This window comes from Streptomyces daqingensis, from assembly GCF_014645895.1.
Lineage (GTDB): Bacteria > Actinomycetota > Actinomycetes > Streptomycetales > Streptomycetaceae > Streptomyces > Streptomyces daqingensis.
In genome coordinates this window covers 88,023-109,402 of the sequence record NZ_BMMP01000006.1, presented here as the reverse complement: position 1 = coordinate 109,402, position 21,380 = coordinate 88,023, and the positions used below count along the sequence as shown (strand labels likewise).

The 21,380-nt window shown below is 67.7% G+C and carries 17 protein-coding genes; 8 read left to right on the top strand and 9 right to left on the bottom strand.

What is annotated here, in order from left to right:
• Positions 1-12 precede the first annotated feature (12 nt).
• Positions 13-558, top strand: coding sequence for a GNAT family N-acetyltransferase (locus IEY56_RS10595; RefSeq protein ID WP_189036891.1), 546 nt, complete (start codon positions 13-15; stop codon positions 556-558).
• Positions 559-960: 402 nt separating this feature from the next.
• Complete coding sequence (locus tag IEY56_RS10590) at positions 961-1,488, top strand: hypothetical protein (protein WP_189036890.1); 528 nt, start codon at positions 961-963, stop codon at positions 1,486-1,488.
• A gap of 415 nt (positions 1,489-1,903) precedes the next feature.
• On the opposite strand, the gene IEY56_RS10585 is transcribed toward IEY56_RS10590, so the two are convergent.
• Together IEY56_RS10585 and IEY56_RS29060 are read right to left on the bottom strand one after the other, a co-directional pair.
• A complete protein-coding gene (locus tag IEY56_RS10585; protein WP_229711777.1) occupies positions 1,904-2,785 on the bottom strand; it encodes a hypothetical protein in 882 nt (293 codons plus the stop codon).
• A 20-nt stretch (positions 2,786-2,805) separates the two neighbouring features.
• Entirely contained in the window at positions 2,806-3,381 is a 576-nt protein-coding gene (locus tag IEY56_RS29060) for a DUF6932 family protein (protein WP_373292061.1), read from the bottom strand.
• Between the two features lie 392 nt (positions 3,382-3,773).
• Between IEY56_RS29060 and rlmN the strand changes: the two genes are divergently transcribed.
• The 4 genes from rlmN to IEY56_RS10565 all read left to right on the top strand — a co-directional run bounded on the left by rlmN (position 3,774) and on the right by IEY56_RS10565 (position 8,973).
• Positions 3,774-4,880 carry a dual-specificity RNA methyltransferase RlmN gene (rlmN, locus tag IEY56_RS10580; protein ID WP_189036888.1) on the top strand — a complete coding sequence of 369 codons (1,107 nt, stop codon included), beginning with the start codon at positions 3,774-3,776 and terminating at the stop codon, positions 4,878-4,880.
• A 261-nt stretch (positions 4,881-5,141) separates the two neighbouring features.
• Entirely contained in the window at positions 5,142-6,218 is a 1,077-nt protein-coding gene (locus tag IEY56_RS10575; RefSeq protein ID WP_189036887.1) for a thiamine ABC transporter substrate-binding protein, read from the top strand.
• A 101-nt stretch (positions 6,219-6,319) separates the two neighbouring features.
• Positions 6,320-7,945 (top strand): ABC transporter permease, encoded by a 1,626-nt coding sequence (locus IEY56_RS10570; RefSeq protein WP_189036886.1) that lies wholly within the window; start codon positions 6,320-6,322, stop codon positions 7,943-7,945.
• Positions 7,945-8,973 carry an ABC transporter ATP-binding protein gene (locus IEY56_RS10565; RefSeq protein WP_189036885.1) on the top strand — a complete coding sequence of 343 codons (1,029 nt, stop codon included), beginning with the start codon at positions 7,945-7,947 and terminating at the stop codon, positions 8,971-8,973. Before IEY56_RS10570 ends, IEY56_RS10565 begins: the two co-directional genes overlap by 1 nt.
• A gap of 27 nt (positions 8,974-9,000) precedes the next feature.
• Here the strand turns inward: IEY56_RS10565 and IEY56_RS10560 are convergent, their stop codons facing one another.
• The 5 genes from IEY56_RS10560 to IEY56_RS10540 form a co-directional block, all read right to left on the bottom strand.
• Positions 9,001-10,110 (bottom strand): LOG family protein, encoded by a 1,110-nt coding sequence (locus IEY56_RS10560; protein WP_229711776.1) that lies wholly within the window; start codon positions 10,108-10,110, stop codon positions 9,001-9,003.
• A 116-nt stretch (positions 10,111-10,226) separates the two neighbouring features.
• Positions 10,227-11,507 carry a hypothetical protein gene (locus IEY56_RS10555; RefSeq protein WP_189036883.1) on the bottom strand — a complete coding sequence of 427 codons (1,281 nt, stop codon included), beginning with the start codon at positions 11,505-11,507 and terminating at the stop codon, positions 10,227-10,229.
• On the bottom strand, positions 11,489-12,355 hold the full coding sequence (locus IEY56_RS10550; RefSeq protein ID WP_189036882.1) for an ABC transporter ATP-binding protein: 867 nt from the start codon (positions 12,353-12,355) through the stop codon (positions 11,489-11,491). Before IEY56_RS10550 ends, IEY56_RS10555 begins: the two co-directional genes overlap by 19 nt.
• A gap of 212 nt (positions 12,356-12,567) precedes the next feature.
• A complete protein-coding gene (locus IEY56_RS10545) occupies positions 12,568-14,220 on the bottom strand; it encodes a thiamine pyrophosphate-binding protein (protein ID WP_189036881.1) in 1,653 nt (550 codons plus the stop codon).
• Between the two features lie 156 nt (positions 14,221-14,376).
• Positions 14,377-15,903 carry a sodium:solute symporter family protein gene (locus IEY56_RS10540; protein WP_189036880.1) on the bottom strand — a complete coding sequence of 509 codons (1,527 nt, stop codon included), beginning with the start codon at positions 15,901-15,903 and terminating at the stop codon, positions 14,377-14,379.
• Positions 15,904-16,067: 164 nt separating this feature from the next.
• Here IEY56_RS10540 and IEY56_RS10535 point away from each other — a divergent pair, with 164 nt between their 5' ends.
• Entirely contained in the window at positions 16,068-17,669 is a 1,602-nt protein-coding gene (locus IEY56_RS10535) for a PucR family transcriptional regulator (protein ID WP_189036879.1), read from the top strand.
• A 57-nt stretch (positions 17,670-17,726) separates the two neighbouring features.
• On the opposite strand, the gene IEY56_RS10530 is transcribed toward IEY56_RS10535, so the two are convergent.
• Positions 17,727-19,106, bottom strand: coding sequence for an aspartate aminotransferase family protein (locus IEY56_RS10530; RefSeq protein WP_189037058.1), 1,380 nt, complete (start codon positions 19,104-19,106; stop codon positions 17,727-17,729).
• Positions 19,091-19,579, bottom strand: coding sequence for an Lrp/AsnC family transcriptional regulator (locus IEY56_RS10525; protein WP_189036878.1), 489 nt, complete (start codon positions 19,577-19,579; stop codon positions 19,091-19,093). The genes IEY56_RS10530 and IEY56_RS10525 overlap by 16 nt, the downstream gene beginning before the upstream one ends.
• A gap of 171 nt (positions 19,580-19,750) precedes the next feature.
• On the opposite strand from IEY56_RS10525, the gene IEY56_RS10520 reads away from it, so the two are divergent.
• Positions 19,751-21,184, top strand: coding sequence for a gamma-aminobutyraldehyde dehydrogenase (locus IEY56_RS10520; RefSeq protein WP_189036877.1), 1,434 nt, complete (start codon positions 19,751-19,753; stop codon positions 21,182-21,184).
• The last annotated feature ends 196 nt before the right edge of the window (positions 21,185-21,380 follow it).

Here is a 21,380-nt window from a genome sequence, read left to right as displayed (position 1 = left end):
GGAGGCACCACCGTGACCCGCGAAGCCGCCAACGCCCAGAGGGTCAGCATCCGTTCACGACGGGACAGCGACGTTGCTAGCGCTGCCGAGGCACTCGTGAAGGTGCATGAGTCCGACGGATACCCAGTTGAGGGAGTGGACGAGCCCGAGGCATGGCTGACACCGCCAGAAGTGCTGCAAGCGTGGATTGCGGAACTCGACGACCACGTAGTGGGACACGTAGCGCTCGGTCATCCGAACGGTGAGGATGCCGTCTCACTCTGGCTCGACCAGAGCGACAGCGCGGAGAGCGAAGTCGCCGTCCTCGCACGCCTCTTCGTAGCACCAGAAGCCAGGCGCATGGCTCTTGGCCGGCGGCTAACCCAGGCCGCCATGGACTACGCCGACGAGAAGGGCCTGCGGCTCGTGCTCGACGTGATGGCGAAGGACACCGCGGCCATGCGCCTCTACGAAGCCCTCGGTTGGCAACGAATCGGAGTCAGCAAGCACACCTACGGAGAAGGGCAGGAGACGGACGCCATCTGCTACGTGTCGCCAGCGACGACGCCAGCGCGGTGAGACTTTCCCTACTTCATCAAGGGCTCGCTCCGCTCGCCGCGCGGCCCGGCTTGCCGCCGGGCCGACGCTCCTGTCTCCGCCCCGCTCCGGCCCGGCCGCCGTACCGCGCGCGGACGCGACCCAGAAGAGAAGAAGGTGCCGGCGGGGTCGGTCGGCTCCACGGCTTTAGGCAGCCACCTTGGGGCGAGCCTCCAAGATCAGGGGCTCACTTCGGGCTATTGCGGGCAGGCTAGGAGCTGCCCGAGTCGCAGCAAGCTTACGAGCCCCTGATCTCTCGCCCCAAGGCAGCTCCAGCCCAAAGCCGCTCCACCAACCTCATCAGCGAAAGCGCCATCGCCTATCCGGTAGCCCTGGGCACTCTAAGCCGATATGCAATGTCTATAGGTGTAGAAAGGATTAGATGTGATCAAGCATTATCAATTGATCAACCCGGTGATGGTGGAATCGCTGGCGCGACAGCTAGGTCTACCCGTGGGAGTAGAGGAAGTTCTAGAAACCGAAGCTACCGGAACTGTCAAGTTCGTGGGTGGTAGGCGAAAGAAGCAACGCACTTCGAAAGGAATGGAGCCGAACGATCCGCGGCTAGTGGAAATGCTAGTTGAATCATTGCGTGACACGGGAAATATCGTTTCTTGTCGCCCCGAACGCTATGAGGATTGGCAACGATGGGTCTCTGAATCCAGTGAATTCGGGAACCCATTGATTCAAGAGTGCTGGCTAAAGGCCGTGCCTGTGACTCTTCCTACAGGTGGAAAATTTGCGGAGTTTGGTGGTCCTGACGCTCTTCGAGTTTGGGTGGTAGATCCTCTAGAATCCGACACCGAACCCGAAAGCCCGTGGGATTTTGTTTCGTGGAGGAAATGGTGCGATCTGAATTTCCCTGCTCCATTCTTTCTGGTGTGTCGGCGCTACGGGCTCTCGTGGATGTGACTGCTGGACATGATCCAAATGGAAATCCGAGTTTGATGGGTCTCGCGCGTAGGCCAGGCGAAGAGCTAGGCAGGGGGAGTTCCGCCCATCCGGTTGAGAAGCTACGACAAGTAGGTGGAGTCGCAGGGGCGCCGCGCATAGTGAATGCCATTTACAAGATCGCCTACATGACCAATGAACAGACTGCGACACTGCAGGGCAGGGAAGTGAGAGTCAACGATATACTCGCCTACCCTCTCGTCGTGTCAGTGCTCTAAGGGGATCTAAGTTTATGGATCCGGTGCGGCCGCCGCGTCTACGATGTGCAGCGTGCACGCTTGGCCAGCCTGCGCGGCTGTGGCAGGCTGGCTCGGCGTATCTGACCTATCTGGGCCAGGCCTCTGTCTAGCTGGAGTTCGGCTATTCTAGCGTGAACTCAATCCTCCGGTAGTACCCCTTGGTTATCACTTAGGGCGATAAAGAAGTACTCGGTGGATTTAGGCCTGCCAATCTTGTCAACCTTTCTGACTTCTTGCACTAGAAAGGATACGGTAGCCCCCAATTCCAAGTGCATGTCAATCAGGTCCTCGGTCTCGATTCGAACGTCATAGGCCTTGGATGTCTTAGATGGGCCCATCTTGATTTTGACGAGACCGGATTCGCGAAGCTCTGTGATCCTGCCCGTGATGGGGCGACGGGTCTTTTGCGTTTCGAGAGCTCGAAGACTCCTCACATAACCCTTGCCCCGGCGCGAGAGGGTTGAAGAGCGAACTGTTCCATCTAGACTCGACCAGCGGAGATTCATGGACAGGTCGAATTTATCCAAGGCTTCCACCACGTGATCGAGGCCAGGGATCACTCGCTCCCATTCACGAATGTCTCTTTCGTGCTCGGCGGCGTCGATCAGTTTTAGCAGGTCCCGAATTGCAGGATCCGCAGTTGATGAATCTATCGGAGCAATTGCTGCGGACTCTTCTTCCGGCTCATCAGCCAAGGACGGCCTCACGTGTAGCACCGTACTCCCATGAGAGACGCCGGTCAGTTCAAGATCGATACTTCTGCGGGCGGCTGCGGATACACCCTCTCGCAGAGGTCTCAGTAGAGCGTCACCGACTCGGAAATCTAGGGCTCCTCGTCGAGCAGCCTCGCCCTGGAGCTGAACTGTTAGTTCCTCGGAAAGGCGCGCATTGGGATCGTAGTGGCGAGCAGCCTCCAGCCAATTCTTTCGGAGTTCCTGCTCAAACGCCTCGTCCGAATCGTGTGCCTCGTCATGTTCGGAGAAGAATCGATCATTGGCTTCCTGGTGACGTTCAAGCACTCGCTGCCTCCAACTCGTGCTCATAGCGTCACCTCCAGGTAGCCACGTCGCGGCTTCGCACTGTCAACCGTCGGCTCGGCTGTGTCTCCCTCACGACAACGCTGCCACCAGTCGTCCCATGCGCCTCGCTCTCGAAGGTATGCCTGATCTTCGGGAGTCAATGCTTCAGACTGAAAGATTGACACGATCGGTCGATACCTCACAACCAGAGGGGACACGCCAAAGTCTGCTAGGCACGCCTTGCGGTTGAAGGCCGAGGTCAACCACTTCGCCCCTGGAAGGCCACGAAACGATCGGGCGGCCTGATCATCAAGCAGAACGGTCAAATCGATGTTGTGAGGATCGAGTTTCGCGCTGACAAAACTGCCGCCGAGCCATACGGCATGTATCAAGTTGATCTCTCCGACGGCGTCCCGATGCCGCCCTTCAAGATCAAAGAACCTACTTAGGTAGCCTTCAAAGCCGTCCCAGAGCTGTACTCGGCGTTGTGATTGGCGGAAAGTCTCTGCTTCGACTAGAAGTTCTCTAGCTGTGACGGGGTCGACTCTGTATCGACCCGGTGGTAAAAAGCCATCGTCTCCGAACTCAGGAACCACCTAAGGACCCCCCTCACTCCGGCCACTTCTACATGATCGTGCCCACCACGCTCCGGGGCCAAGCGCACTTTCGAGCCGGTCCAAACCAGCCCGCTTGTCTCACCAGCAACGAGATCGCCGAGGCTCCGGGGTCTTAGCAGTACAGCAGCGAAGTACAGCAACCGCGCCGACCGTTGGCAGCCGCAGGCCCCCGTAGCCGTCGTTCGCGTGACCGCTCCGACCGTGGATGTCCGAGCTGTCCACAGCTTGCATCAGAAGGCATCGTGCCCAGGGCTGGGCCGTCTCTGGGCCGTGCGAGGTTGGTCGACGTTGACAGTCGATGCCGGATGGTGACTGTCGTCGCACCTCTCTGGCCTGGGGCGCTCTAGTTGATCTGCGACACTGGTACGGCTATGCCGAAGCCCGGAGAACTCACCTTCGTCGCCCCCCGCGGAGCCACCAGGCCGCCGCGGCATCTCGCCGATCTCGCTCCGGAGGAGCGTCGCGCGGCGGTCGCCGAGCTGGGCGAGAAGCCCTTCCGTGCGAAGCAGCTCTCGCAGCACTACTTCTCGCGGCTGGCCCACGACCCCGCGGAGTGGACGGACATTCCCGCCGCGTCCCGCGAGAAGCTGTCCGCTGAGCTCCTTCCCGAGCTGATGCACGTCGTCCGTCACATCAGCTGTGACGACGACACCACGCGCAAGACCCTCTGGAAGCTGCGCGACGGCACGCTCGTCGAGTCGGTGCTCATGCGCTATCCGGACCGGGTCACCATGTGCATCAGCTCGCAGGCGGGCTGCGGCATGAACTGCCCGTTCTGCGCGACCGGGCAGGCGGGGCTGGACCGCAATCTGTCAACGGCCGAGATCGTGCATCAGATCGTGGACGGCGTACGGGCCCTGCGCGACGGCGAAGTCCCGGGCGGGCCCGCACGGCTCTCCAACATCGTCTTCATGGGCATGGGCGAGCCCCTGGCGAACTACAAGCGCGTGGTCGGAGCGATCCGGCGGCTGACCGACCCGGAGCCCGACGGCCTCGCACTGTCTCAGCGCGGCATCACCGTCTCGACGGTCGGTCTCGTCCCTGCGATGCTGCGCTTCGCGGACGAGGGCTTCAAGTGCCGTCTCGCCGTCTCGCTGCACGCGCCGGACGATGAACTGCGCGACACCCTCGTGCCCGTCAACACCAGGTGGAAGGTCCGGGAGGTGCTGGACGCGGCGTGGGAGTACGCGGCCAAGTCCGCTCGCCGGGTCTCCATCGAGTACGCGCTGATCAAGGACATCAACGATCAGGAGTGGCGCGCCGACCTGCTTGGCCGGCTGCTCAAGGGCAAGCCCGTCCACGTCAATCTCATCCCGCTCAACCCCACGCCGGGATCCAAGTGGACGGCGTCCCGTCCAGAGGACGAGGCCGCGTTCGTGCGGGCGCTGGAGGCACATGGTGTGCCGGTGACCGTCCGGGATACTCGCGGGCAGGAAATCGACGGTGCGTGCGGGCAGTTGGCCGCCACGGAGCGCTAGGTACGCAACTGCGCCTCCCTCCGGCGGCGAGTTCGCTGGGACGGTGACTGTCAGCAGCACCGGCGTCCGGCCCGGATCAGGCTGATAGCCTTCAAGCGGAGTCTTGTCGCAGGCACATCAATCTGCGGCCGGGCTCGGATCAACAACAGCCGACAGGGGAGCGCACACAGCGCTGAGAGTGCGGACGCTCGTACGAAGACGGGCGGCCCGCAGACCCTCGAACCTCGCCCGGGTCATGCCGGGTAGGAAGTCGATGAGCCGATGAGCAAGCACGCCCTGCGTACAACTGCCGCCGCCACCGCCGTGATTGCCCTGGTGGGGCTTTCGACCGCATGCAGCAGCACCGATTCGAGTGGTGAGCACAGCAAGACGGTCACCCTCGTCACACACGATTCCTTCGCGGTTTCGAAGTCGGTGCTGAAGAAGTTCACCGCTCGGAGCGGCTACCGGGTGAAGGTCCTGAGAGGCGGGGACGCCGGTGCCGCCGTCAACCAGACGGTGCTCAACAAGGGCAATCCGCAGGGAGACGTCTTCTTCGGGGTCGACAACACCCTGCTCTCCCGGCCGCTCGGCGAGGGCGTCTTCGACTCTTACGAGGCCGAGGGGCTCGGGAAGGTCCCCCGCGAACTGCAGTTGGACCGCGGCCGGCACCGGGTCACTCCCGTCGACTCCGGCGAGATCTGCGTCAACTTCGACCGGGGCTACTTCGAGAAGCGCAAGCTGGATCCGCCCGAGAGCCTGGCCGATCTCGCCGAGCCGGAGTACAAGAACCTGCTGGTCACTTCCAACGCTGCAACGTCCTCGCCGGGGCTGGGCTTTCTGCTCGCCACCGTCGACGAGTACGGCAATGGCTGGAAGGACTACTGGAAGAAGCTGAAGGCCAACGGCGTCGAGGTCGTCGACGGCTGGGAGCAGGCGTACAACGACCGCTTCAGCGGATCCAACGGAGGAAAGGGCAAGGGCGACAGGCCTCTTGTCGTCTCCTACGCCTCCAGCCCGCCCGTCGAGGTCCTCGGCAAGAAGCCGCTGCCCGCCCAGGCACCCACAGGGATAGCCGAGAAGACGTGTTTCCAGCAGACCGAGTTCGCGGGACTGCTGAAGGGCGCGAAAAACCCCGAAGGCGGCAAGGCGCTGCTGGACTTCATGCTGAGCAAGACCTTCCAGGAGGACATGCCGCTGCAGATGTTCGTCAATCCCGTCCGTGAAGACGCCGAGCTGCCGGAGCTGTTCACGAAGTACGGTGCTTCGGTCGAGGACGCGGCCGCCATGGACCCGTCGAAGATCGCCGAAAACCGCGAACAGTGGGTCAAGGCGTGGACGTCGCTCGTCGTGAAGTAGAGCTGTCCGAGGACCGCCCGGAAAGTGCGACTGCCGGGGCAGAGCAGGCGGCAGGCAACAGAGCGCGGCGTCGCCTGGGGAGGGTGTTGCCGGTCTGCCTCATGGTGGTGCCGGTCGTCTTCTTCGGAGTGCTGTTCGCGTATCCCGTAACCGCGATCGTCGGCCGGGGCCTGCGGACGCCCGGACAGTGGCATCTGGGCCGGGCCGGACAGGTACTGACCGATCCCGATGTGCTGGACGTGCTGTGGTTCACCGTGTGGCAGGCGGCTGCGTCCACTGTCTGCACGCTCGCCATCGCATTGCCCGGGGCGTACGTTTTCGCGCGGTTCGACTTTCCCGGCAAACAGCTGCTGCGCGCTGTGGTGACGGTTCCGTTCGTCCTGCCGACGGTGGTGGTCGGCTCGGCTTTCCTCGCCCTCCTGGGGCGTGGCGGTGCACTGGACGAGTGGTTCGGCGTCCGGCTGGACACCAGCGTGTGGGCGATCCTGCTGGCCCACGTCTTCATCAACTACGCCGTCGTCGTCCGGACAGTAGGCGGCCTGTGGTCGCAGCTGGATCCACGGCAGGAAGAGGCTGCCCGCGTGCTGGGAGCGGGACGCCTCGCTGCGTGGGCGCGCGTGACGCTTCCAGCGCTGGCACCGTCGATCGCGGCGGCGGGACTGATCGTCTTTCTTTTCACCTTCACCTCTTTCGGCGTGATCCAGGTACTCGGCGGGCCGCGCTTCGCGACTCTGGAAGTCGAGGTCTACAGACAGACAGCTGCTCTGCTGGACCTGCCGACCGCCGCGGTGCTGACACTGCTGCAGTTCGCTGCCGTGACCGTGCTGCTCGCCGCTCACGCCAGGACCGTACGCAAGCGGCGCGCGTCGCTGAGCATGGTGCCCGCGGCGCAGACTGCCCGGCGTCCGCAGAGCGGCGGCCAATGGGCGCTGCTGGCGGGGGTGCTGGGTGTGGTCGCGCTGCTGATCCTCGTGCCCCTGGGCATCCTGGTGGAGCGTTCGCTCGACAGTCCGCACGGCTACGGACTGCAACACTTCCGCGCGCTCGGATCGGCAGACAGCAGCGGCACGTTCACGGTCGCCCCCGCGGCCGCGATCGGCAACTCTCTCGCCTATGCGGCTGTCGCCACCCTCATCGCCCTCTTCGTGGGCGGTCTCGCGGCAGCCGCTCTGACGGTGCGCGGGGCGGGCCGAGTAACCGAGCGTCTGGTGCGGGGCTTCGACTCCATGCTGATGCTGCCGCTGGGCACCTCCGCTGTCACTGTCGGATTCGGCTTCCTCATCGCCCTCGACGAGCCGCCCCTGGACCTGCGGGCGACCTGGATCATCGTTCCCCTGGCTCAGTCGCTGGTGGGGATCCCTTTCGTCGTGCGGACGATGCTGCCCGTGCTGCGAGCCGTCGACGTGCGGCTGCGTGAAGCCGCTGCCGTGCTGGGAGCCTCGCCGTTCCGTGCATGGCGAGAGGTCGATCTGCCCCTGGTGCGACGTGCCGTACTGGTGGCCGCCGGTTTCGCTTTCGCCGTTTCGCTGGGCGAGTTCGGCGCGACGGTCTTCATCGCCCGCCCGGATGCCCCCACGCTCCCAGTCGCTGTCGCCCGCTTTCTCGGCCGCGCGGGAGAAGTCAACTACGGGCAGGCGATGGCCATGAGCACCATTCTGATGCTGGTCTGCACGTGCACCCTGCTGGCGCTGGAGCGCATCCGCACCGACAGTTCGGGAGAGTTCTGATGCTGCGACTGGACGGTGTGACCGTCAGCTTCGGCGGTGTGCGAGCGCTGGACGCCGTGGACCTGGAAGTCGCCGACCACGAGACGGTTTGCGTGCTGGGACCCAGCGGGAGCGGCAAGTCCACGCTGCTGCGCGTCGTGGCCGGACTGCAGCAGCCCGACGCGGGCCGGGTATGGCTCGCGGGGTGGGACCGGACACATGTGCCGCCGCACAAGCGCGGGGTCGGGCTGATGTTCCAGGATCATCAGCTGTTCCCGCAGCGGGACGTGGAGGGCAACGTCGCGTTCGGCCTGCGAATGCGGCACGCCGCAAGAGCAGAGAGCGCGGAACGCGTCACCGAACTGCTGGAGATGGTCGGACTCCCCAGTGCACATCGACGCGCTGTCGCCACGCTGTCCGGCGGCGAACAGCAGCGCGTCGCCCTCGCCCGCGCCCTGGCTCCCCAGCCCGATCTGCTGATGCTGGACGAGCCACTGGGCCAGCTCGACCGTGTACTGCGCGAACGGCTGGTCGTCGAACTGCGCGCGCTTTTCGACCGCTTGGGAAGCACAGTCCTCGCGGTCACGCACGACCAGGGCGAGGCGTTCGTGCTGGCCGACCGGGTGGTGGTGATGAACGAGGGGCGCATCGCCCAGGCGGGAACGCCCCTGGAGGTCTGGCAGAAGCCTGCCTCGGAGTTCGTCGCCCGCTTCCTCGGGTTCGACAACATCGTCGAGGCGACGGTGCACGGGGACAGTGCCGATACACCCTGGGGCAAGATTCCCGTGCCGGAAGGTACTCAGGCAGGCCCGTGCAAGCTGCTCGTACGGCCGACAGGGCTGCGGACGACCTCGGTGGAGGACGGGCTGCCCTGCACGGTCGAAGCCCGCACCTTCCGCGGTGGCGATGCGGCAGCCGTGACGTTGCTGCTGCAGCCCCGCCACGGCCCGCGCCTCGAAGCGTCCTGCGCGTTGCGGGAGGCCCCGGAGGCGGGGACGTCCATAGGCGTCGCCTTCGACGAGAAGGAAGTCGTCCGGATCAGCACCTGAGCCGGAACGCCGGTGGGCGCGCGTGCGTCAACTCGTCTCCGCCGAACCGCCGGACAGCCGGGCCAGCGCCGCCGGCACGTCCTCGACGTCGTCGACCAGGGCGATGCGCGAGGCCATCGGCCGTCCGTGCGCGAGTGACTGCAGCAGCGGCCAGCAGGGCAGCGTGCGGGTCCAGTGCTCCTCGTTCACCAGCACCATCGGGGCCGGGGCACCGCGCGACTGGTAGTAGTTGGGCGTCGCGTTATCGAAGATCTCCTGCACCGTTCCCGCCGCGCCCGGGAGGAAGACCACGCCCGCGTTGGACCGTGCCAGGAGTCCGTCCTCACGGACAGCGTTCACGAAGTACTTCGCGATGTGCTGGGCGAACGCGTTGGGCGGTTCGTGGCCGTAGAACCACGTCGGGATACCGACAGATGTGCCACCCGCGGGCCAGCCCTCCCGCACGGCGAACGCCGCTCGTGCCCATGTGCCGACGGACTCCTCGAAGGACGGCGCGGCCGAGAGCATCTCCAGTGCCTTCTCCAGCATGCCGTCGTCGAAGGCCGCTGCGTACGCGCCGAGGTTGGCTGCCTCCATGGCGCCCGGGCCGCCGCCGGTGGCGACCGTCAGGCCGTCGCGCGCGAGGGCACGGCCGAGGCGCGCCGCTCCCGCGTAGGCGTCGGTGCCGCGTGCCAGCTTGTGGCCTCCCATGACGCCGACGACCCGTGCGCCCACGAGGTGTTCGTCCAGCGCGTCGGAGACCGCGTCGTCGTGCACGGCTCGGAGCATCGAGGAGAAGACGTCACCGTCGTTCTTCGTCCGCTGGAACCAGGCGTACGAACGGGCGTCCGGTGTGTGCTCGTATCCCTCACTCAGCCCGCTGAACAGCTCCTCCGGGGTGTACAGCCGTCCCCGGTAGGGGGTGAAGGGCAGCTGCGGCACGGGCGGAAAGACGAGGCCTCCCCGCTCCTGCACGCTGACGAGTGCTTCGGCGGACATCGCGCAGCCGAGGAAGACCGCACCGTCGGACTCCGCGGCGAGCAGCGCTTTCGTACGTTCACGCAGATCGACGGACTGCACCCGCCAGCCGCTGAGGCAGCCGGTTGCTTCGACGACGTCGTCGAACTCTTCGAGGCTCTCTATCTCGTGGTCGAGCATCCCGCCAGAGTAGGCGCTCCGCATCCGCGGCGGATCAGGACGGCGGAATGGGAACGGGACCGCGGTACGCACCGGCGGTCCCGTCCTGTTGCACAGTCCTCACGGCTGTGCGGCACTCATGACGTCAGTGGAAGGGCGGCGAGTTCGGCGACCGCGTAGGTGAGCGAGCCCAGTACGACGGCCAGCACGCACAGGCGAAGCGCGACCGCCCCCCTCAGGACGCGACGGGGCGCACCGAGCCGGACGAGGGCCGCGTTGGCAGAGGACCGGAAGGCGCGGGTTTCGGCTGCGGCGGTCAGCGCACTGGCAAGCACGCAGAAGACCACCAGCGCCGAACCGAGAATGGTGAGCGGGCCGAGAAGGCGCGCTCCGTCCTCCGGAGCCCGTGCGTACAGTTCTCCCGCTGCCAGCGCACCCGCGGCCACAGCGCAGAGGACCCCCAGGGGCCTGCCGAGCCGCCTCGCTTCGCGCTGCAGGACCCGGCCCGACAGCAGCCGTACGGCGCCTGGCCGGCCCACTGAAAGGAGCCATCCGCAGAGCTGCGTGAGGCCGGGCCCGGCGAGGATCAGCCCCACAGCGGTCAGCACCCAGCCGCCCAGCACACCCGGTGCGCTGTTGGAGAGGACACTCGACAGGGGCAGCGGCTTGGGGGACCGGCTGGCGTACGTCTCCATCGCCAGCCCCGCCGCGATCAACGCCGTCCCCCACGGCAGCGTCGCCGCTGCCGGCAGCGGGCCGTGCGTCATACGGAAGGCGGGCTCGTCACGTTGCGGGATCACGTCAGCCGGTGCCAGTGCGTCGCCTCCGGCTCCGGTCGCGCTGACCGCTGAGGGGACCGTCGCGCCCCCGGCGCCGACGGGAGCAGTTGCTGCGGCGACCGCCGGTGCCACTCGAGGGCGTGTCGCCAAGGCAGCGCCCACTCCGGCGGCCACCGGCGGCAGAGCCAGCAGTACGAGAGTCGCCGCTACGGGCAGCGGCTGCTCCGCTGCGAGGAGCCGTACAGCCGCACCGTCGAACGGCAGGGTGGCCAACTGCCCCCGCAGATGCAGGTATACGACCAGTGCGATGCCACTGCCCAGCAGCGCGGACACGGCGGTCGACACCGCGGCGAGCAGGGGGACACGGGCGGGTCCGACTCCCGCGACGTCCAGAGCGGAACGCGAGCGCGAACCGGGTTCCGTGCGCGCGACGGCCGCGGCGAACTGCACCGCCGCGGCGAGGGGCACGGCGCACCAGACGAGCCGTACCAGGGAAGCGCTGGAGTCCTGCGGGTGGGCCAGGGCGTGACTCAGCGCGGCCAGCAGAAGGAAGGCCACGACAGCCGTCGCGCAGGCGACGAGCAGGCGGCGCAGCAGCGTGAGGGGCGAGCCCCCGCGGACTAGACGGAGAGCGAGCACGCGGCACCCTTGGAGTCTTCGCCGTCAGAGTCGGTGCCGGACGCGGCCGCCTTCTCGCCGCCTGTGCCGCCGTCCCCGCCCGTTCCGTCGCTCGCGTCACGTTCCGGAGCGGAGGAGACGAGACCGTTGAGCCGTCCGTCGACGAGCGTGAGGTTGCGGTCGACGAGCGTGGGGCCTGCCGCGTCCGCTGCGAACGGGTCGCCTGCGGTGACCTTCGGCAGCATCACTGCCGGGTCATGGGTCGTCAGCACGACAGTGATGTTGTGCGACCGTGCGGCAGTCGTGAGGGTGCGCAGCACCTGTGCGCGTTCCACCTGGTGCAGCGGAGCCGTGGGCTCGTCGGCGAAGACGATCGCCGGCGCGGGTGCGAGCGCCCGCGCGATGGCGACGCGCTGGCGCTCGGACTGCAGCAGAGCGGAGGGACGCTTTCGCGCGCAGTCTCCGACGTCCAGCCTTTCGAGCCATTCGAGCGCCGCCTTGCGCGCCGCGCGATGGCCCGCACCGCCCAGCAGCAGGGGCATCGCGGCGTTCTCCCAGGCGGTCAGCTCCGGGATCAGCTGCGGTTCGCTGCCGACCCATCCGAAGCGGTCCCGGCGCAGCCGTTCACGGGCGGTACGGCTGAGCGTGTGCATCGGGACGCTGTTGAACCAGATCTCCCCGGCGTTGGGCGTCAGTTGACCGGAGATGCAGCTGAGCAGTGTCGACTTGCCACTGCCGCGCGGTCCGGTGACGGATACGATCTCGCCCGCCTGGACGCCGATCGAGACGCCTTGAAGGGCGGGAGACCCGCCGTACGAGTAGTGCAGTCCGCGTGCCCAGAGCACGTCGTTGTCCGGCGGTGCTGCCACCGAGGGCACCTCCACTCATGCTGGTCCCTGCCGGTCCCTGAGTCCTCTGGACGGGTGAACGAGGGTCCGGGACGTCGGTCACAGGCACCGTAAGGAGAGCCGGGCGCGCACACCGCGCCATCCGGCCGGGCACGGCGCAGATTCCACCGAACGGGCCCGCAGACGGACCAGCCGTCCGGACGGGGCCGGACGGCGGGCTGACAGCAGGGCCGTCAGGGCAGGTCGCCGGGCAGATGGGTCGGGGCGAACATCCTGAGCAGCGCGGGGAGCACGACGACCGACGGCCCAGGTGCGGACAGCGCCTCCGACAGGTCCGCGCGGAGCCTTTCGGGAGAGGTGCGCACTGCGGGGACGCCGAAGGACTCCGACAGCGCGGCGAAGTCGGGCCGCGCCAACTCGGTGCCGACGGCTTCGCCGAAGGCGTCCGTCATGTACTCGCGGAGGATGCCGTAGCCGCCGTCGTCCACGATCAGCCACGTGACCGGCAGAGCGTACTGGCGGGCAGTGGCCAGCTCGGCGAGGGAGTACATCGCGCCGCCGTCGCCGGACACGGCGAGGACCGGGGTGGTGCGCTCCGGGTCCGCGACGGCCGCGCCCAGCGCCGCGGGGAAGCCGTAGCCGAGGCCGCCCGCGCCCTGCGCGGAGTGCATGGCTCCGGAGCGGGGGTCGAAGGCGGACCAGGCCCAGTAGGCGAGGATCGTCATGTCCCAGAAGCTCGGAGAGCTGTCCGGGAGTGCCGCACGTACGGATGCGAGGACGTCCTGTTCGAGTTCGAGGCCCTGTGCGGAGATGCGGGCCCTCACGCGCTGAACAAGGGCGGACGCCCGTGCCGCCGCATCACCACGGGGCCGCGGCGTGACGGCGGAACCGAGCGCCTCGAGTGCCTGCCGTGCGTCTGCGTGGACGCCCAGCGCCGGGTGGTTGGCTTCCAGTTTGCCCAGGTCGGCCTCGATGTGGATGACACGGCCGCGGGAGGCGAAGGTGTGGTAGTTGGACGAGAGTTCGCCCAGTCCGGAGCCGACGACGAGCAGCACATCGGCGTCCGCGAGGAAGTCGGTCGTGTACTGGTCCTCCAGCCACGAGCCCAGCGACAGTTCGTGGTCGCTTGGGAAGGCGCCCTTGCCGCCGAAGGTGGTGGCGACGGGTGCGTCCAGCTGTTCAGCGAGGGCGAGCAGCTGCGCTTGCGCTCCCGCCCGTACGACACCACCGCCCGCGAGCACAGCCGGACGGGAGGACGTGTCCAGCAGCTCGGCTGCCGCCGCGATGAGCTCGGGGCGTGCGGGCAGGGGCCGGGGGGCGCCCGCGCCGTTCACTGCGAGGGACGCGGGGGGCGGGACGTCCGTCGGCGAGAGCAGCACGTCCTGGGGGATCTCGACCCACACCGGCCCGGAGGGCGCCTCCAGCGCACTGGCCCACGCCGCTGCCAGGGCCGACGGGATCTGGGAGGCCGAGCGGACGGAGTGGGCGGACTTGACCACGTCGCGGAACGACGCCTGCTGGTCGCGGAGTTCGTGCAGGTAGCCCTTTCGCCCGCCGCCGAGGCCGGCCCTGGGGACCTGGCTGCTGATGCCCACGACGGGTGCGGAGGCCGCGGCCGACTCCTGCAGCGCCGCGAGCGACATCAGGGCTCCCGGCCCGGTCGAGACCAGCAGTGGAGTCGGGCTGCGGGTCAGACGTGCGTGGGCGTCCGCGGCGAAGCCCGCGTTGTTCTCCATCCGCAGCCCCACATAGGACATAGGGGAGCGGCGGACGGCGTCGAACACACTGAGCGCGTGCTGCCCCGGCAGTCCGAAGACTGTGCCTGCGCCGAGAGCGGACAGGGACTCGGCGACGAGGTCGCCCCCGTTGCGGACTGCAGTGGTCATGCTGTGGCTGGCGCCTTTCGTCGGGCCTGCGGCCGGCCGTCGCCGCGGGCAGTGTCGTTCTTGCTCGTCCCCGTCCCCGTCGCCGTACCGGACCGTGCGCAACCGCGGCGTACGCAGTGCGTCCTGAGGGCGTGCTCGCGAATCAAGGATCCCGGATCAGCCGGTCTTGGCCTCGCTCGGAGTGCCAGGTTCGGCCGGGGCCTGCCCGCCCGCTAGGCGGGCCCGCCAGGCGGCGAGCACCTCCGGGTCCGTGGGCCTGCTGAGCAGGCTCACCACGACGTGGGTGAGCAGCGAAGCCAACAGGCCATAGTAGATGGGCTCGTTGGCGAGGATCCCCTTCCACGCCATCACCGCGACGACAGTCACACCGCCGACGACTGTCGCGGACAACGCACCGGTCGCGGTGCCGCGCTTCCAGACGAGTCCGCCCAGGATCGGCACCAGCAATCCGCCCACGAGCAGGTTGTAGGCGACGGTGAGCGCTTCGACCACGTCGTTCAGCGCGATCGAGATGACGACCACTGCCGCGCCCATGACGAGGATGAAGACGCGGTTGCCCCGCACCTCGTCGTGTGCGTGGCCGCTTGTCTCTGCGTCGGTGACTTGCGTTGCGCCGTCGGCCGACGGGCGCCCCGTTGCACCGGCGCGTGCAGGTGTCCTGCGGACGCGCGTCCAGATGTCGTTGCTGGCGACCGTGGCGCACGCGATCAGCGCTCCGGACGAGGTCGACATCACCGCGGACAGAGCCGCGGCCAGGACCAGGCCCTTCACGCCGATCGGCAGGGCGTCGCCGACGATGGTGGCGAAGGCCGCGTCAGGGCTGTCGAGGTTCGGGTACAGCGCTTTGGTTGCCGTGCCGACAGCGGCACCCGCGATCGCGTACACGAGGCAGTAGACCCCGGCCACGGTGCCGCCGCTGCGGGCGACCTTGTCGCTGCGGGCGGTGAAGACCCGCTGCCAGATGTCCTGTCCGATCAGCATGCCGAACGAATAGACGAGCACGTAGGTGAAGACTGTCTGGACGCCGATGTTCATGGGCGCGAAGTAGTCGTCGGGCAGCCGTTCGCGCATGCCGTCGATGCCGCCGGCCTTGTATACGGCGACGGGCAGCAGCAGTAGCAGCACGCCGACCGACTTCACGGCGAACTGCACCATGTCCGTGAGCGTGATCGACCACATGCCGCCGAGCGTCGAGTACGCGATGACGATGCCGCCGCCGAGCACGATCGCCAGCCACCTGTCCAGGCCGAAGATCACGTCGAAGATCGTCGCGTAGGCGATGGTCGACGTCACCGCGAGCATCAGGGTGTACGCCCACATCACCAGTCCGGAGATCACCGAGGACGATCCGCCGTAGCGCAGGTCGAGCATCTGCCCGACCGTGTAGACCTTCAGCCGGGAGATGCGGGCGGAGAAGAACAGGCTCAGGGCCAGCAGGCCGAAGCCGATCGTGAACACGAGCCAGGCGCCGGAGAGTCCGTACTCGTAGCCCAGCCCGACACCGCCGATGGTGGAGGCCCCGCCGAGCACGATGGCCGCCATCGTGCCGGAGTAGAGGGTGGGGCCGAGGCGGCGTCCCGCGACGAGGAAGTCGCTCTTGGACTTGGCGCGGCGCATCCCCCACCAGCCGACCGCGAGCATGCCGGCCAGGTACGTGACGATCACTGCGTAGTCGACGGCCATACGGTGCTCCTCGAGTGAGGTGGGGAGGGGGATGAGGAGGGGGAGAGGGTGGGGCGGCGCTTGGCTTGAGCGGTGAGCCTAGGTGTCGTCAAGGCGGCCGTGAAGTGTACGTTTCCTCCACTGAATAGCTTCGGAATGTGTGAATCGTCCTATGGGGGCTCGCTGTGGAAGAGCTCATTCCGCCCACCGTGCCCGTTCCGCTGTCGGTGCTGACCGGTGATGCGGAACTCGGGCTGCGGCAGGTGGCGGGACCGCAGGATCCGGCGACGCCCGTGTACGCGGTGCACACCTCAGAGATGGCGGACCCGCTGCCCTATCTGCTGGGCGGGGAACTGTTGTTGAGCGCGGGAGTGCACTGCCCGGTAGGTGCCCCGGACAGTTCGACGGGCGGTGCCGCAGTCCGCGGCGGGGCACACGCAGGTGATCCGGCACCGCACGGACAGGGCGACGGGGAACGATCAGCGGAGTCGCACTGGGAGCGCTACGTGGCCCGCTCCGTCGAAGCCGGGGCGGCGGCCCTCGGGTTCGGCATCGCGCCCGTTCACGACCGGGTTCCCGCCGCGCTCGTACGCGCCTGCGACCGTCAGGGCCTGCCGCTGGTCGAAGTCCCTGAAGGCACGCCGTTCACAGCCGTCGCACGCGCTCTCTGGCAGGCGGTCACGCAGCGGCGCCACCAGGCGCTGCGGAGGCTGAGCGAGGCGCAGCGGACACTGGCCGCGGCGGCCGCCGGGCCCAATCCCGTCCCCGCGGTGCTCGGTCAGCTCGCCCGGCGGCTCGACGCGTGGGCGGTACTGCTGGATCCCGGCGGCCGCGAGCTGGCGGCAGCGGGAAGCGCGCCGAACGCGGAGGTGCGCTCCGAACTGGCGGCGCTGACCGGGCGGTTGCGCCCCGGCCCCTCCTCCGTGGCCTCCTCGGCCGGAGACCTGCACCTGAGCGTCTACGGCCTCGGCGGGCGGAAGCCGCTCGCACTCGGGGTGTGCGCACCGCACCGCGACGCCGTCGACGGCTCCATCGCCGCGGTCGCCGTCGTCCTGCTCTCGCTGCTCACCGAACGGCGCGCGGCCGCGGCTGAGGAGCGGCGCGCTGCCGCGCTCGTACGGCTGATGCTGGGCGACCCGGTGCCGGAGGCGGCGCGGTTGCTGGACGGGGAGGAGCAGTGGGCGGTGGTGCATGGGAGGCGGCGGGGCAGCGCGGCGCGGGGAGCGAACGAGGGCGCCGGCCGCGGCGGGCGTGCGGACGACCCGCTGGCGGCGGCCTCCCTCGCGGAAGCCCTCGGCACCACGCTCGTCGATCTGTCGGGGGACGAACTGCGCGCGCTTCTGCCGCTGGGCGAGAAACGTGTTCGGGACCAGGTGCGTGCGCAGCAGGGATGGGCGCTGGGCGTCAGCGCGCCCGTGTCCGCCGGGCACCTGGACCGCGGAGACGCGGGTGCGGCGCGAGCGCTGCGGAGGGCGCTCGCCGAGCGGCGTCCCGTCGTGCGCGAGCGCGACGGGGCCGGCGCTGACGTCGTCTCTCTCGTCGCGCCGGAGGACGGCAGAGCGCTGTCCAGTGCCCGGCTGGCACCGCTGGACGGGCATCCGGAACTGGAGGAGACGCTGCGCATGTGGCTTTCGCTGAACGGCAGCTGGGACCGTACGGCGGTGGCGCTGGAGGTGCACCGCAACACGGTGCGGCAGCGCGTGGCCCGGATCGGCCGGCTGCTCGGTCAGGACCTGAGCGAGCAGGACGTCCGCATGGAGCTGTGGTTCGCCCTCAAGTGGCGTTGACGCAACCGCCGTTCGACGGCGCCGGCGACGCGTCGAACTGCGGCGCTCTCCGCGGCGTCAGAGCTTCGTCCAGGCCTCGGACAGTACCGACCGGAGGATCTGCTCGGCCTCGTCGAAGGTCTTCTGATCGGAGATGAGCGGCGGCGCGAGCTGCACGACCGGGTCTCCGCGGTCGTCTGCGCGGCAGTAGAGACCCGCTTCGAAGAGCGCCTTGGAGAGGAAGCCGTAGAGGACGCGCTCCGACTCCTCCTCGGTGAACGTCTCCTTGGTCGCCTTGTCCTTGACCAGTTCGATGCCGTAGAAGAAGCCGTTGCCGCGGACGTCGCCGACGATCGGCAGGTCCAGGAGCTTGCTGAGCGTCGCCCTGAACGCGTCCTCGTTGTCGAGAACGTGCTGGTTGAGTCCTTCCCGTTCGAAGATGTCGAGGTTGGCCAGCGCCACCGCGGCCGAGACCGGGTGGCCGCCGAAGGTGTAGCCGTGCAGGAAGGTGTTGTCGCCCTGCCAGAAGGGCTCGGCGATGCGGTCGGAGATGACGGCCGCGCCGATCGGCGAGTACCCGGACGTCATGCCCTTGGCGCAGGTGATGATGTCGGGCACGTAGCCGAACTTGTCGCATGCGAACAGCGTTCCGAGGCGTCCGAAGGCGCAGATGACCTCGTCGGAGACCAGCAGGACGTCGTACTGGTCGCAGATCTCGCGTACGCGCTGGAAGTACCCGGGCGGCGGCGGGAAGCAGCCGCCGGCGTTCTGCACCGGCTCTAGGAAGACGGCGGCGACGGTCTCCGGGCCCTCGAAGAGGATCTGCTGCTCGATCTGGTCCGCTGCCCAGCGGCCGAACGCCTCGGGGTCGTCGCCGTGCAGGGGCGCGCGGTAGATGTTCGTGTTGGGCACCTTGTGGGCCCCGGGGACGAGCGGCTCGAACGGCGCCTTCAGCGCGGGGAGTCCGGTGATGGACAGGGCTCCGTGCGGGGTGCCGTGGTAGGCGACGTTGCGGGAGATGACCTTGTACTTGCCGGGGTTGCCGTTGAGCTTGTGGAACTGCTTGGCGAGCTTCCAGGCGGTCTCCACGGCCTCGCCGCCGCCCGTGGTGAAGAAGACCTTGTTCAGATCGCCCGGTGCGTGATGCGCGAGACGCTCGGCGAGCTCGACCGCCTTGGGGTGGGCGTAGGACCAGATCGGGAAGAAACCCAGGTCCTGTGCCTGCTTGTTGGCCGCCTCGGCGAGTTCGGTGCGGCCGTGGCCGGCCTGGACGACGAACAGACCCGCGAGACCGTCGAGGTAGCGCTTGCCGTTCGTGTCGTAGATGTGGGTGCCCTCGCCGCGGACGATGGTGGGGACGGGAGCGTTCTCGTACGACGACATGCGGGTGAAGTGCATCCACAGGTGGTCGTTTGCGGTCTTGGAGAGATCCTTGCTCACGGTTATCGAGTTCCCCAGGTGTAGGTCTGCTTTCGCAGCTTGAGGTAGACGAAGCTCTCGGTGGAGCGCACGCCGGGAAGGGCGCGGATCCGCTTGGTGATCATTTCGAGAAGGTGTTCGTCGTCCTGGCAGACGATCTCGACGAGCAGGTCGAACGAGCCGGCGGTGATGACGACGTAGTCGACCTCATCGATCTCGGTGAGAGCGTCGGCGACGGACTCGAGGTCGCCTTCGATGTTGATGCCGACCATCGCCTGCCGCAGGAAGCCGACGGTGAGGGGATCCGTCACGGCGACGATCTGCATGACACCCTGGTCCTGGAGCTTCTGGACCCGCTGCCGCACGGCCGCCTCGGACAGGCCGACGGCCTTGCCGATCGCGGCGTACGGACGTCGCCCGTCCTCCTGGAGCTGTTCGATGATCGCCAGCGAGACATCGTCGAGCGACCGGATGCCGTTGGTTTTCTTCGCGTCTCGAGCCACGCACGACACTGTGCATGAGACCTCCTCCGCTTTGCAACCCTTAAGCAATGTAATCCGAAGCTAATGGGCCTCACAAGAACAGAATTCGTCGTACCCGGTGTGGTGGTGTATCGAAAGCGTTGTGCTGCTGGTTAGGCTTGCCATCTCACCCAATGGACAACGGAGCAGGAGGGGTGCGAAGTGACCACCGAGCTGCGTCGGCTGCGCAACTACATCGACGGGGAGTTCCGGGACGCCGCTGACGGCCGGACCACGGACGTGGTCGACCCGGCCACGGGCGAGGTGTACGCCACCGCCCCGCTTTCCGCGGCCGCTGACGTCGATGCCGCAATGGCCGCCGCGGAGAAGGCGTTTCCGGCCTGGCGCGACGCGACGCCGGCCACGCGCCAGAAGGCGATCCTCAAGATTGCGGACGCACTCGAAGCGCGTGCCGACGAACTGCTGGCCGCGGAGTGCGAGAACTGCGGAAAGCCGCTGGAGCTGACCCGGCAGGAGGAACTGCCGATGATGCTCGACCAGATCCGCTTCTTCGCAGGGGCGGCGCGGATGCTGGAGGGCAAGTCCGCGGGCGAGTACATGGAGGGGCTCACCTCCTTCGTGCGCCGCGAGCCGGTCGGCGTCTGCGCACAGGTCGCGCCGTGGAACTATCCGGCGATGATGGCGGTCTGGAAGTTCGCGCCGGCGCTGGCGGCGGGCAACACCGTCGTGCTCAAGCCTTCGGACACGACGCCCGCCTCGACGGTCTTCATGGCAGAGGTGATGGGCGAGGTACTGCCCAAGGGCGTCTTCAACGTCATCTGCGGCGACCGCGACACCGGACGTCTGATGGTCGAGCACAACACCCCCGCCATGGCGTCGATCACCGGTTCGGTACGGGCCGGCATGGAGGTGGCGGGCAGCTCCGCCAAGGACCTCAAGCGGGTGCACCTGGAGCTGGGCGGCAAGGCGCCCTGCATCGTCTTCGACGACGCCGACATCGCGAGCGCCGTCGAGGGCATCCGGGACGGCGGCTTCTTCAACGCCGGGCAGGACTGCACCGCTGCGACGCGCGTCCTCGTACAGGAGGGCGTGTACGAGCAGTTCGTCTCGGCGCTCGCCAAGGCCGCCGCCGACGTCAAGACCGGCGACCTCAGCGACGAGGACTGCTTCTACGGGCCGCTGAACAACCCGGACCACCTGGCGAAGGTGACCGGCTTCATCGACCGGCTCCCCGCCCACGCCAAGGTCGAGTCCGGTGGCGAACGCGTCGGTGACAAGGGGTACTTCTACGCGCCGACAGTCGTCTCCGGACTCCGCCAGGACGACGAGATCATCCAGAACGAGGTCTTCGGCCCGGTCATCACGGTGCAGAAGTTCACCGACGAGGACCAGGCGGTGACCTGGGCCAACGACGTCGAGTACGCGCTGGCCTCGTCGGTCTGGACGACCAACCACGGGCGCGCGATGCGGCTTTCGAAGTCGCTCGACTTCGGCTGCGTGTGGATCAACACCCACATCCCGCTCGTCGCGGAGATGCCGCACGGCGGATTCAAGAAGTCCGGTTACGGCAAGGACCTCTCGATGTACGGGCTGGAGGACTACACGCGCGTCAAGCACGTGATGACGGCGCTCTGACCGCTGCTTCCGCGGCAGCGGGCGGGACGGATCTCCGTCCGTGACGCCGAAGCCCCGTGGGCCCCGGGACGCGACCGCGTTCCGGGGCCAACGCGCGTGTCCGAGGGGAGGTGCGCAGGGCGCTCGGCGGGGGAAGCGGAACGGGTTGTTCTGCCCGGTTGGGGCCGTCTCGTTACACCGTTCGCTTGACGGGTGC

Bases quoted from the DNA above. Each gene is read 5' to 3' on its own strand.
- rlmN (WP_189036888.1), top strand. From the start codon at position 3,774: ATGCCGAAGCCCGGAGAACTCACCTTCGTCGCCCCCCGCGGAGCCACC.
- IEY56_RS10575 (WP_189036887.1), top strand. From the start codon at position 5,142: ATGAGCAAGCACGCCCTGCGTACAACTGCCGCCGCCACCGCCGTGATT.
- IEY56_RS10570 (WP_189036886.1), top strand. From the start codon at position 6,320: ATGGTGGTGCCGGTCGTCTTCTTCGGAGTGCTGTTCGCGTATCCCGTA.
- IEY56_RS10565 (WP_189036885.1), top strand. From the start codon at position 7,945: ATGCTGCGACTGGACGGTGTGACCGTCAGCTTCGGCGGTGTGCGAGCG.
- IEY56_RS10560 (WP_229711776.1), bottom strand. From the start codon at position 10,110: ATGCTCGACCACGAGATAGAGAGCCTCGAAGAGTTCGACGACGTCGTC.
- IEY56_RS10545 (WP_189036881.1), bottom strand. From the start codon at position 14,220: ATGACCACTGCAGTCCGCAACGGGGGCGACCTCGTCGCCGAGTCCCTG.
- IEY56_RS10540 (WP_189036880.1), bottom strand. From the start codon at position 15,903: ATGGCCGTCGACTACGCAGTGATCGTCACGTACCTGGCCGGCATGCTC.